13 protein-coding genes and 1 other annotated feature are annotated in these 11,886 nt (G+C 43.0%); all 13 genes read left to right on the forward strand.

Translation table 11 applies throughout. The features are described from left to right. Positions 1 to 7: 7 nt before the first annotated feature. The 13 genes from ACXAEA_RS07795 to recO all read left to right on the forward strand — a co-directional run bounded on the left by ACXAEA_RS07795 (position 8) and on the right by recO (position 11,621). Positions 8 to 454, forward strand: coding sequence for a GatB/YqeY domain-containing protein (locus tag ACXAEA_RS07795; RefSeq protein WP_475095336.1), 447 nt, complete (start codon positions 8 to 10; stop codon positions 452 to 454). A gap of 192 nt (positions 455 to 646) precedes the next feature. Next, positions 647 to 1,960 carry an NfeD family protein gene (locus ACXAEA_RS07800; protein WP_475098074.1) on the forward strand — a complete coding sequence of 438 codons (1,314 nt, stop codon included), beginning with the start codon at positions 647 to 649 and terminating at the stop codon, positions 1,958 to 1,960. A gap of 93 nt (positions 1,961 to 2,053) precedes the next feature. After that, positions 2,054 to 3,052: a flotillin-like protein FloA gene (gene floA / locus ACXAEA_RS07805; RefSeq protein ID WP_475095337.1), complete on the forward strand. Its 999-nt coding sequence runs from the start codon at positions 2,054 to 2,056 to the stop codon at positions 3,050 to 3,052. Positions 3,053 to 3,086: 34 nt separating this feature from the next. Continuing rightward, the gene (locus ACXAEA_RS07810; RefSeq protein ID WP_475095338.1) at positions 3,087 to 3,602 is read left to right on the forward strand and encodes a hypothetical protein; all 516 of its coding nucleotides are present in this window, start codon (positions 3,087 to 3,089) and stop codon (positions 3,600 to 3,602) included. Between the two features lie 114 nt (positions 3,603 to 3,716). Next, positions 3,717 to 4,001, forward strand: a complete 285-nt coding sequence (gene yqfC / locus ACXAEA_RS07815) for a sporulation protein YqfC (RefSeq protein ID WP_079509795.1) — start codon at positions 3,717 to 3,719, stop codon at positions 3,999 to 4,001. A gap of 16 nt (positions 4,002 to 4,017) precedes the next feature. Then, positions 4,018 to 5,205 (forward strand): sporulation protein YqfD, encoded by a 1,188-nt coding sequence (gene yqfD, locus ACXAEA_RS07820; protein WP_475095339.1) that lies wholly within the window; start codon positions 4,018 to 4,020, stop codon positions 5,203 to 5,205. Between the two features lie 2 nt (positions 5,206 to 5,207). Next, a complete protein-coding gene (locus ACXAEA_RS07825) occupies positions 5,208 to 6,167 on the forward strand; it encodes a PhoH family protein (protein ID WP_475095340.1) in 960 nt (319 codons plus the stop codon). Between the two features lie 184 nt (positions 6,168 to 6,351). Further along, complete coding sequence (locus tag ACXAEA_RS07830; protein ID WP_475095341.1) at positions 6,352 to 8,535, forward strand: HD family phosphohydrolase; 2,184 nt, start codon at positions 6,352 to 6,354, stop codon at positions 8,533 to 8,535. After that, on the forward strand, positions 8,532 to 9,002 hold the full coding sequence (gene ybeY / locus ACXAEA_RS07835) for an rRNA maturation RNase YbeY (protein ID WP_475095342.1): 471 nt from the start codon (positions 8,532 to 8,534) through the stop codon (positions 9,000 to 9,002). The genes ACXAEA_RS07830 and ybeY overlap by 4 nt, the downstream gene beginning before the upstream one ends. Then, positions 8,986 to 9,372, forward strand: a complete 387-nt coding sequence (locus ACXAEA_RS07840) for a diacylglycerol kinase family protein (RefSeq protein WP_475098075.1) — start codon at positions 8,986 to 8,988, stop codon at positions 9,370 to 9,372. Before ybeY ends, ACXAEA_RS07840 begins: the two co-directional genes overlap by 17 nt. A 227-nt stretch (positions 9,373 to 9,599) precedes the next feature. Continuing rightward, positions 9,600 to 10,523 carry a GTPase Era gene (gene era / locus ACXAEA_RS07845; RefSeq protein ID WP_475095343.1) on the forward strand — a complete coding sequence of 308 codons (924 nt, stop codon included), beginning with the start codon at positions 9,600 to 9,602 and terminating at the stop codon, positions 10,521 to 10,523. 170 nt (positions 10,524 to 10,693) lie between these two features. Beyond that, a complete protein-coding gene (locus tag ACXAEA_RS07850; protein WP_335431107.1) occupies positions 10,694 to 10,837 on the forward strand; it encodes a YqzL family protein in 144 nt (47 codons plus the stop codon). Between the two features lie 31 nt (positions 10,838 to 10,868). After that, complete coding sequence (gene recO / locus ACXAEA_RS07855; protein WP_475095344.1) at positions 10,869 to 11,621, forward strand: DNA repair protein RecO; 753 nt, start codon at positions 10,869 to 10,871, stop codon at positions 11,619 to 11,621. A 47-nt stretch (positions 11,622 to 11,668) separates the two neighbouring features. Then, positions 11,669 to 11,841 (forward strand) — a binding site (T-box leader). Positions 11,842 to 11,886 lie beyond the last annotated feature (45 nt).

The following is an 11,886-nucleotide window of genomic DNA, read 5'->3' on the forward strand; positions in this document are numbered from 1 at the left end:
AATCAGATTGAGCCTGCTCGAGCGTTTAAATAATGATATGAAACAAGCGATGAAGAACAAAGAAAAGGACAGACTCACGACAATTCGGATGATCAAGTCATCCCTGCAAAACGAAGCTATCAAGTTCGGCAAGCAGGAGCTATCCGAAGAAGAAGAGTTAACTGTACTTTCTCGTGAAGTGAAACAACGCAAAGATTCCCTCCAGGAATTTGAAAAAGCTGGTCGTGAAGACCTCGTTGAAAAGATACAAACAGAATTAAAGCATGTCGAGATTTACATGCCACAGCAGCTTAGCGAAGAAGAAGTGGCGGCAATCGTCAAAGAAGCTATCGCAGAGACAGGCGCGGCATCGAAAGCCGATATGGGTAGAGTAATGGCTGTCATTATGCCTAAAGTAAAAGGTAAAGCAGACGGATCTCTCGTTAATAAACTTGTACAACAACACCTTTCATAAAAAGCTCGAAGGCCGCAGGATATTCTTGCGGCCTTTTTAGCGAATACTAAATGATGTTATACATATTCTTTTAAGTAGACATGCAGGTAAAAACCTCTTTAAAAAATCAATTAGAAAATAATGAAACTTTTCAATATTGATTTCGTATTACCACTATGGCCTGATTTTTTGAATGGAGGTGCTGAATTGAAAATAAGATCAGTGGTTGCCAGCCTGATCCTCATTCTGTCCCTTGCCACTTTGATTAATCCCTTCACCGCTGATGCGGATGGAAAAATTGTCTTTGTGGTTCCTATCGAGGAAACGGTAGAGAAGGGATTGCTTGCCTTCCTCGAAAGAGCAGTGGAGGAAGCGGAGGAAGCAAATGCAGAGGCAATCATATTCGATGTTAATACGCCTGGCGGGGCCGTCGATGCTGCTGGCGGTATAGGCAAGCTGTTGACAGGAACAGAGCTCAAAACGATAGCCTTCGTGAACAAGCAGGCTCTATCGGCAGGTGCATATATTTCGCTGAATACAGATGAAATCTATATGGTTCCCGGTTCGACGATGGGATCTGCTGCCATCATTGACCAGCAGGGAAATACAGCTGGTAAGAAAGCGGAGTCCTATTGGTTTGCTGCTATGAAGAGCGCTGCGGTAGAAAGCGGGCGCGACCCGATTTATGCTCAGGCGATGGCTGATGAAAGCATTGATCTGCCAGAGCTTGGCGCAGGCAAGGGGAAATTGCTTACCCTTACTGATGAGCAGGCACTCGAGGTGGGGTATTCCGAGGGAACAGTAAAGAACCTCGACGATTTATTAAAAAAGCTAGGCTATGAGAATGCCGAAATCAGGAATGTAAATGAGACATTTGCTGAAAAATTGGCGAGGTTCCTGACTCATCCAGTTGTCATTCCGATTTTATTGACAATCGGCAGCCTGGGGCTAGTTCTTGAGCTGTATTCTCCAGGATTTGGCTTGCCTGGTTTTGCTGGACTTACTTCGTTGTTATTATTCTTCTACGGACATATGGTTGCTGGCCTGGCTGGATTCGAAGCACTCATTTTGTTCGCTCTCGGTATCGGGCTGATTCTGCTGGAATTATTCGTTCCAGGCGGAATTGCTGGTGGCATTGGCTTCATAGCTATATTCGCAAGCTTCTTTGTTGCATCGGATAATGTGGTTCATATGGGGATTTCACTATTGATCGCCTTGACTGCGTCTATCCTGTTATCTATCTTGATGATAAGGGTGTTTGGAAAAAGGATGAAACTATTCAAGAGAATCATTTTGACAGATTCAACAAGCACTGAAAAGGGTTATGTATCCAACAAGAATCGCCTGGAGCTGATTGGTGTTGAGGGAATAACACTGACACCGCTGCGTCCTTCAGGAACGATCATCGTTGATGACGAACGCATCGATGTCGTCAGTGAGGGTGCTTTTATCCAGAAAGATAAAAAAGTAAGAATTGTAAAAACAGAAGGATCAAGGATTGTAGTAAGAGAAATTACGAACCATTAACCAAGTCTATTTGTCCTTTTCTGTCAGCTGGGAAATTGCCAGAGATACTTGTGAAGGATCAAAAGAATGGAATATATTTTAGGAGGCAGTTAAATGATTGAAGCAGGAACCGCATTTGTTTTAATCGCAGTCGCGCTTGGGATTATATTACTTGGTGTGCTGTTGACATTCGTTCCGGTCATGCTCTGGATTTCCGCTTTGGCGGCAGGTGTCAGAGTTAGCATTTTCACACTGGTCGGGATGAGATTGAGAAGGGTTATACCAAGCAGGGTCATCAACCCGATGATCAAGGCACATAAAGCAGGCTTGAATGTAACAACAAACCAGCTTGAAAGCCACTATCTTGCCGGGGGGAATGTTGACAGGGTGGTAAATGCCCTTATTGCAGCCCACCGTGCCAATATCGAGCTTTCATTTGAGCGGGCGGCAGCAATCGATCTTGCTGGCCGTGACGTTTTGGAAGCAGTGCAAATGAGTGTTAATCCTAAGGTAATTGAAACGCCATTCATTGCTGGTGTTGCAATGGACGGCATCGAAGTCAAAGCTAAGGCAAGGATTACTGTAAGAGCTAATATCGACAGGCTCGTCGGCGGTGCTGGCGAAGAGACAATCGTTGCTCGTGTAGGTGAAGGGATTGTCTCAACGATTGGTTCGTCAGATAACCATAAAAAAGTTTTGGAAAACCCTGACATGATTTCTCAAACGGTACTCTCCAAAGGTTTGGATGCGGGTACAGCGTTTGAAATCTTATCCATTGACATTGCTGACGTGGATATCGGCAAAAATATCGGTGCCGAGCTTCAAACTGAGCAGGCAGAAGCGGATAAGAAAATTGCCCAGGCTAAAGCAGAAGAGCGACGCGCGATGGCTGTCGCCCAGGAGCAGGAAATGAAAGCGCGCGTACAGGAAATGAGAGCGAAGGTTGTCGAAGCGGAAGCGACTGTACCGCTCGCAATGGCCGAAGCGCTGCGTGAAGGCAATATCGGTGTTATGGATTATATGAACATCCAGAACATATCAGCTGATACCGATATGAGAGGATCAATCGGCAAGCTTTCAAATGGAAAAAAAGATGATAACAATAATAACTGATGCGAGAACCCGTTAAAAGAAAGGGGGGCTCATCATGGAACTCTTATTTGAGTTATTCAGCAATCCGATTGCCCTGTTCATCCTGATCGGGGTGATTTCCAGCCTTTTCAATAAAGCTAAAGGAAATGCCCAGCAACAGCAGAGGCGCCCTGTGAGGCCTGCGAGGCCATCAGGAGGATTAAGTGAGGCGGAAGCAATACCAGTCGATTCAAATCGCCGTCCACAGCCGATTCCTAGGCAAAAAACAGTTCCCATTGAACCACAGGCAAAACAAACCGAGGTACTTACAGGCAATCTTTCTGACATTCAAAAGAGGTATCAGGAAAGAAAGGAACAGACGGTAAAATCCGGTCCCTCTGAGAGGACAGCCGAGAGAAGCAGGATGACTTCAGGAGAGTCTGCTGGCCGTATGAGGCAGCCAAGAGAATCACAGGAACCTGAACTGGCCTTCAAGCCCGAAAAAGACCGGCTGGTTGAGGGATTGATCTGGGCTGAGGTACTCAGTAAGCCACGGGCAAAAAAGCCACACCACCCGTTCAAGAGAGATTAGTCAGTAACAAGTTTTATAGTATGTGCAGGAAGAATGCATATCTATAAAGTTAAAAATAGTGCTAGAACCTTCTTTTTTCTCATACATATGAGATGAAAGGGGGTTCTTTTTTTTATGGCAAAAAAATGGGGCCAGTATGTTCGTAAATGGATGACACAAAAAATGGATCTTCCTCAAGATGTCATGATGGATCTCCCTAGAATCACGATGATTGGGCAAGTCCATATTTATATAGAAAATCACCGAGGGCTTCTTGCCTTTTCCGATGGTGAAGTGCGGCTGATGATAAAAGGCGGCCAGCTTCTTGTAAAGGGCAAGGCGTTTGTCATCAAGACGATATTGCCCGAGGAAATTTTACTTGAAGGGAAAATTGATCAGGTTCTATATATAAATGATTGATATGAGGGGGAGACCGATGAAAAACCAATGGATTCACACCTTTTCGGGAACGGTAAAGGTAAAATTGACTGGAAAGGGAATAGAAAGATTTTTAAACCAGTTGACACGAAATGGCGTTTCAATATGGAATGTGAGAAAGCATGGCTCTGAGGCAGTAACCTTTTACGTCAATCTCCAGGATGTAAAGAAGCTGAGAATCCCTGCGAGGGAAAGTAACTGCAAAATCAGGTTTCTTGAAAGGGCTGGAGGCCCTTTCTTTTTAAGGAAATTATGGACAAACAGTGGTTTTTTCCTTGGTGCTTGCTTGTTTATGGGATTGATTGTGCTTCTTTCCAACATGGTTTGGGGAATCGAGATTAAAGGTGCGAGCCCTGCAACTGAACACCAGATCCGCAAAGAATTGGACAAGATGGGCATCAATGTGGGGAAATTGCAGTTTTCGCTTGATAATGTTGAGCGGATTCAAAAGGAATTGACAGACAAAATCGGTGCACTGACCTGGATCGGGGTTGAATTGAAAGGAACCACCTATCATTTCCAGGCAGTCGAAAAAAGTGAACCAAAGAAGCCGGATGTGGTCGGTCCAAGGCATTTGGTAGCGAAGAGGAAAGCTGCGGTAGTCAAGATATTCGTGGAAAAAGGAGAGCCTGTTGTTAAAGTGAATGATTTCGTCATGCCGGGGCAGCTCCTTGTTTCTGGGGTATACGGTAAAGAAGACGATTTAAAATCGGTGGCTGCGTCCGGCGAAATTCTAGGGGAGACATGGTACTCAACCAAAGTGGAGCTGCCTTTGAAAAGCACATTCCAGGTATTCAATGGAAATGAGAAAAGAAAGTACGCTTTGAAAATAGCAGGGAAGACGATCCCGGTATGGGGATTTGGCAGACAGGAGTTTACTGAGTACGAAACGGAAGTGAATGAGCAGGCAGTGAAATTCTTCAAATGGGAACTTCCGGTGCTCGTGGAGAAAAAGACATTAAGGGAGCGTGAACAGGTCACACGCATCTATTCAAGGGAAGAAGCAGTGGATAGCGCAAAAGAATTGGCAAGAAAGGATATAAAAAACTACCTTCCTGAAAATGCTATCATTAAAGGGGAAAAAATTTTACATCAGTCAATCGAGAATGATAAAGTAAAACTAATCACTCATTTTACAATCATTGAAGATATAGCAGTAGGACAACCAATTATCCAAGGAGACTGAGAATGACAGAAGATTTGAAAACGATGGAAATACAACTAGCGAATCCAAATGAAGCCATTTCATTATTCGGCAATGCTGATATGAACCTGAAACTGATCGAACAGGAGCTTGGAGTTTCGATCGTTTCAAGGGGGGAATCAGTTGCCATTTCCGGTCCAGAAGACAAAGCTCAGCTTGCACAAGCTGTTCTGAATAACCTGCTTGCCGTCATCCGCAAGGGTATAAGCATTAGCCAGAGAGAAGCGGTTTATGCCATCCAGATGGCCGAAAAAGGTACACTGGAATACTTTAAGGATTTATACGAAGAAGAAATCGCTAAAAACGTTAAGGGCAAGTCGATCAGAGTCAAGACTCTTGGCCAAAGGCATTATATAAATGCAATCAAAAGCCGGGATCTCGTGTTCGGCATCGGGCCCGCGGGAACTGGTAAAACATATCTCGCTGTTGTAATGGCAGTCACTGCCCTTAAGAACGGTACTGTGTCAAAAATCATCCTTACGAGGCCAGCTGTTGAAGCGGGTGAAAGTCTTGGTTTCCTGCCAGGAGACTTAAAGGAAAAGGTAGATCCATACCTTCGACCACTATATGATGCCCTCCATGATATCCTTGGTGCGGAACATACATTGCGCCTGATCGAAAGAGGCACGATTGAAATCGCACCGCTTGCGTACATGAGGGGAAGAACGCTTGACGATGCTTTCGTCATCCTTGATGAAGCACAAAATACGACACAGGCCCAGATGAAAATGTTCCTGACACGACTTGGTTTCGGTTCGAAAATGGTCATAACCGGAGATACTTCGCAGGTCGATTTGCCGAAGGGGGCAAAGTCAGGGCTGGTTGAGGCTGAAAATGTGTTGACCAATGTATCCGGGATTTCCTTTGTGCATCTTGAACAGGCTGATGTTGTCCGCCATCCGCTGGTGGGCAAAATCATCGCGGCATACGGGAAAATAGAATAGACATCATAGTCCGCTCATGCATATCCCGGGGCGGGCTATTGTTTTGCCCAAATAATGAAGCTGACATGCTTTTTTCATTTGAAGGTGAAACTTAATCGAAAAACTGATATGATGGTACATAAAGTCAGGCGTATTTACCATTAATTCTCAACTGGCGGTATCTTGCCATATAGGGGGACTGAAAATGGAGAAGCTGCAGGTCCAGTTAACTGCCATTTTGAACTTATTGAATATTAAAATCTTCAGGATTTTATTGTTTTTGCTGATCGGCATTGTGATGTATCTTGCTATGTACAGTAATGTCAAACCTGAAAAGCTCAATCTGGAGCTGTTTTCTGTGGCGGAGCAAACCATTAGGTCTCCTATAACGATCGAAGATAAAAAAAGCACGGAGGCAAGCCGCAGGGATGCAGTTGAACAAGTAAAAGATGTTTACAACGTAAAGAAAGAGTATACCCAAAACAGGGTGGATTTAGTAACTTCGATTTTCGGATCCGTTTCCGATGTGAATGAGGATGCGGAAGAAGAGGCTGATCAGAAGAATGATGAGGGAGAAAGTGCAAGTGATGAAGAAGCTGCTGCTTCCTCAGGACAAACAATTGAAGAGAAATTGGCAGCATTGAAAACAAAATTAACCGAAAATGAAACTAGAAATCTGGGTGACCCGGTGTTCACAGCATTATTGCAGGCTCCCAAAGAGGAGTTATTGATTGCAAAGGACTTAACGATAACAGCCATCAATAAAGTGATGGGAAAAAGGATTCCAGCTGATGAAGTGGAGAACGCTAAAAAGATTGTAGAGGAAGAATTGAATTATTCCAGTCTGAACGGCAGCCTAAAGGATGCAGTTGTTGAAATCGGCAGGTATGCAATTGTCCAGAATGAATTCTACGATCCTGAAGCTACAGAGCTATTGCGACAGCAGGCTATGGACAGTGTTGAACCAGTCAGGATTCTTGAGGGGCAAATCCTGGTTGATGAAGGTCAGCTGATCAGCAGGAATATCTATGAAAAACTTCAATTGGTTGGCTTGCTGGAAAGTGAAAATTCATATATGCCGTTTATTGGCCTGGCCATGATGGTTATATTAATTCTGTTTGCGCTATACACCATTTTCAATGAAATGGAAAGTGCGGACAAAAAGCAAAAGAATTTTCTAATCTTCAGTATTATCTTTATTACATCCATCCTGCTCATGAAATTGGTCAGCCTATTTGATGAGTTTGAATACTCGGAAATTGGTTATATATTCCCGGCGGCCATGGGAGCCATGCTCATCAAAATCCTGATTTATGAACGCCTTGCATTAATCCAGACGGCAATCCTCGCCATTTGCGGAACTATTATCTTCAATGAAGGAATTACAGGCACCTTGAATGTTTCAATCGGTCTCTATATTTTGATGAGCGGGCTGGCAGCCATTCTGTTTTTGCAAAAACAAAACAGGCGATCTAAAATACTTCAAGCAGGGTTATTTGTATCAATGATTAACCTGATTGTCATTCTTGCAATGTTATTTTTAAGGAACAGTCAATATTCAGGGATGGAATATGGTTTTTATGTTATTGCCGCATTTGGTTCTGGAATCACGTCAGCGGTACTGACGATTGGTTTGCTGCCATTTTTTGAAGCGGGCTTCGGGATTCTGTCGACATTGAGGCTGATCGAGCTTTCGAATCCGAATCATCCATTGTTAAGAAAAATCCTTACGGAGGCACCAGGCACATATCACCATAGTGTAATGGTCGCCAATTTGTCTGAAGCGGCATGCGAGGCGATAGGTGCAAATGGGCTGCTTGCAAGGGTGGGCTGTTATTATCACGATATTGGAAAAACGAAACGCCCTCAATTTTTCATTGAAAATCAGATCAATATGGATAATCCGCATGATAAACTCCCGGCATTAACAAGCAAGAATATCATCATAGCCCATGCGACTGATGGAGCTGAGATGCTGCGCAAGTATCGGATGCCTAAAGAAATCATCGATATCGCGGAGCAGCATCACGGAACTACACTTCTGAAATTCTTTTACTATAAAGCAAAACAAAACGGCCATGAGGTAAACGAGGAAGATTTCCGCTACCCGGGACCTAAGCCGCAAACAAAGGAGTCTGCCGTAATAGGAATTGCCGACAGTGTCGAGGCGGCTGTACGTTCCATGGCTCATCCAACACATGAACAAATCGAGAATCTTGTTCATAATATCATTAACGACCGTTTACAGGATGGACAATTGAGTGAATGCGACATAACATTGAAAGAACTTGAAACTGTTGCAGAAACATTGTGTGAAACTTTAAAAGGAATCTTCCACTCCAGGATTGAATATCCCGAAATGAATAAACAGAAGGTGAAGCAGGCATGATTTTAGAAATCGATTTTTTGGATGAAATCAACGAATTATCAACACAAGAAATAGACGAAGTCGAAAAGCTCCTTAACTTTGCGGCAGAAAAGGAAAATGTCCAGGCTGGGAGCGAGCTATCGATCACATTCGTCTCAAATGAGCGGATTCAGGAAATCAATCGTGAATACCGTGACAAGGACCGCTCGACGGATGTCATCTCTTTTGCAATGGAAGAGATGGGTGAAGGGGAACTCGAAATAGTGGGTGGAGATATTCCACGGTTATTGGGGGATATTATCATTTCAGTTCCTATGGCCAGAGAGCAGGCAGAAGAATACGAACATTCCTTCATGAGGGAACTGGGTTTTCTGGCTGTCCATGGATTCCTGCATTTATTAGGCTACGACCATATGAATGAAGAGGATGAAAAGAAGATGTTCAACAGGCAGAAAGAAATTTTGGATGAATATGGGCTTGGACGCTGATAAACGGAGGAAGCATCCATTGGCTTCCTCCTTCAAGTTTGGTTTTCAGGGAATAGTATTTGCTGCGGCAAGAGAACGGAATTTACAGATCCATATAATCATTTCTGTTATTGTCATCATTGCAGGCTTCTTTTTTTCCATTACAAAGTATGAGTGGTTTGCGGTTATCCTCGCCATTGGAGGGATGATTTCACTCGAAATGATGAATACGGCAATCGAACGCACAGTCGATATGTATACAAAAGAATTCCATCCGCTTGCCAAGCAGGCCAAAGATATCGCTGCTGGCGCTGTGCTGTTTTTTGCTATTGCCAGTGTAGCGCTCGGTTTGATGATTTTCCTGCCTAGAATATTCGCGTGGTTTAGTTAGTTGTCCAATAAGGGCAACTTTTCTTTTTGGCAGTATGAATAGTTCGATTCACAATCTTTGTTTGAATCAATTTGAAAACAGGAACAAACTTAAGTAAAATATCATAACAGTGTACAAACAGTGCCTGGATGTTTTTAGAAAATTTAAAATTTTTATTTCATTTTCGCTACAAACGATGAATTTTCGGTGAAAATAAGGTAAAATTAAGTGGAGAAGGGAATTACAGTATGAATATTAACAATCAAGATAACAAGGCTCACAAATCTGGTTTTATATCAATCATTGGAAGACCGAATGTAGGAAAATCAACCTTTCTTAACAGGGTAATTGGACAAAAAATTGCAATTATGAGTGATAAGCCGCAAACGACTCGAAATAAGGTCCAGGGCGTCTTAACTCTTGAGGATTCACAGTTGATTTTTATTGATACTCCTGGAATTCATAAACCGAAACATCGACTTGGCGATTTCATGATGAAGGTAGCACAAAATACATTAAAAGGAGTAGACTTAATCCTTTTTATGGTTAATGCGCAGGAAGGGTATGGACGTGGAGAAGAGTTTATCATTGAGAAGCTGCAAAATGTAAAAACTCCAGTCTTTCTCGTGATCAATAAGATTGACCTGATCCACCCGGACCAGCTTTTAGAATTAATTGAGTCTTACAATGAGAAGTTTAGTTTTGCAGAAATCGTCCCTATATCAGCGCTTGAAGGCAACAATATTGAAAAGCTGCTTGAACAGATCAAGGAAAACATGCCAGAGGGACCGCAGTTTTATCCGGCAGACCAGGTAACGGATCATCCGGAAAGGTTCATTGTCTCAGAATTGATCAGGGAAAAAGCGCTTCATCTTACAAGAGAAGAAATTCCTCATTCGCTTGCTGTAGTAATCGAAAAAATGGAACGCCAGCCTGAAAAGGATATAGTGCATGTCATGGCTACGGTCATTGTCGAAAGGGATTCTCAAAAGGGCATCATCATTGGAAAACAAGGTGGCATGCTGAAGGAAATCGGCAAAAGGGCGCGCCATGATATCGAGAACCTTCTTGGGTCAAAGGTATTTCTGGAATTATGGGTGAAGGTTCAGAAAGACTGGAGAAATAAGGCATCCCAGCTGCGTGATTATGGTTTCCGGGAAGATGAGTATTAAGCATGTGGGGTAAATGCTCCAACATTAACATATTAACAGTTCGCAACTTTTATTCATGAACAGGATTTACAAATTTTTCGTAACATGAAAATCTGATTGACAGGCTATGATAATCATAAGGATTTGGGATAAACAAAGTGCTAGTGAAAAATTGAAAGGTGGGGTTTTCGATGTTGGATTTTACCTGGAAGGTGTTCTCGCAAACAGGTAACATTGACACATATCTTCTCTTTAAGGAACTTGAGAAGGACAATCAAGAAATACCCGGTTATCAGGAGGAAGAACTAGCAGAAATGGATTTTCCAATCTCATAGGTTTGTCTGTAGTAATGGATGGTGACAGCAGATGCTGCAGAAATGTGAAGGCATTGTCATTAGAACGACAGATTATGGAGAAACAAATAAAATAGTTACTTTATATACCAGGGAATTCGGAAAAGTTGGTGTGATGGCAAGAGGAGCAAAAAAGCCGAATAGCAGGCTTTCTGCCGTCACCCAGCTTTTTACGTATGGACAGTATCTTTTCCAGGCCAGTTCAGGGCTGGGGGGGCTGCAGCAAGGGGAGATGATCTCTTCGATGAGGTCCATTCGCGAGGATATATTCCTGACAGCCCATGCCAGCTATATCGTTGATCTGACCGATAAAGTGACCGAGGATCGGAAACCTAACCCATTCTTATTTGAGTTGCTGTTACAGACGCTCAATTATATGAACGAAGGCTATGACCTGGAAATTCTGACGAATATTTATGAAATGAAGATGCTTAATGTACAGGGGCTTTATCCTGTTTTGGACAAGTGCACAAATTGTGGCAGGACTGAAGGGGATTTCAATTTTTCCATAAAAGAAGGCGGATTGCTTTGCCACCGCTGTTTTGAAATCGACCCATACCGGATCAAAACTTCATCTGGCACAGTCAGGCTGCTTCGTTTATTTTATTTGCTGGATCTGAATAGGCTCGGCAATATATCCGTAAAGAAGGAAACAAAAGCTGAGTTGAAAAAAGTCATTTCTGCCTATTACGATGAATACTCTGGCCTCTATCTTAAAACAAGGAAATTCCTTGATCAAATGGACTCATTCAGGGACCGGCTGTAGCTATTGACATTGCTGTTCCTTTTCGCTATCATTCAAATTAATTACATAATGTTGCGGTGAAGGAAAAGAGTACTTAAGTCCCTCTGCATTAAGCGAGTCCGGGTTGGTGTGAGCCGGATTGCAGAAATTAAGGAAGGCATTCCGGAGCAACATCAAACATTTAAAGAGGCCGTGTTTAGCGGCAAATAGGGTGGAACCGCGGGTAACTCTCGTCCCTATGCATGAGAAATCAATGCATAGGAGGCGGGAGTTTTTTGATTTTAAA

Source organism: Mesobacillus sp. ABV4_180 (assembly GCF_056158485.1).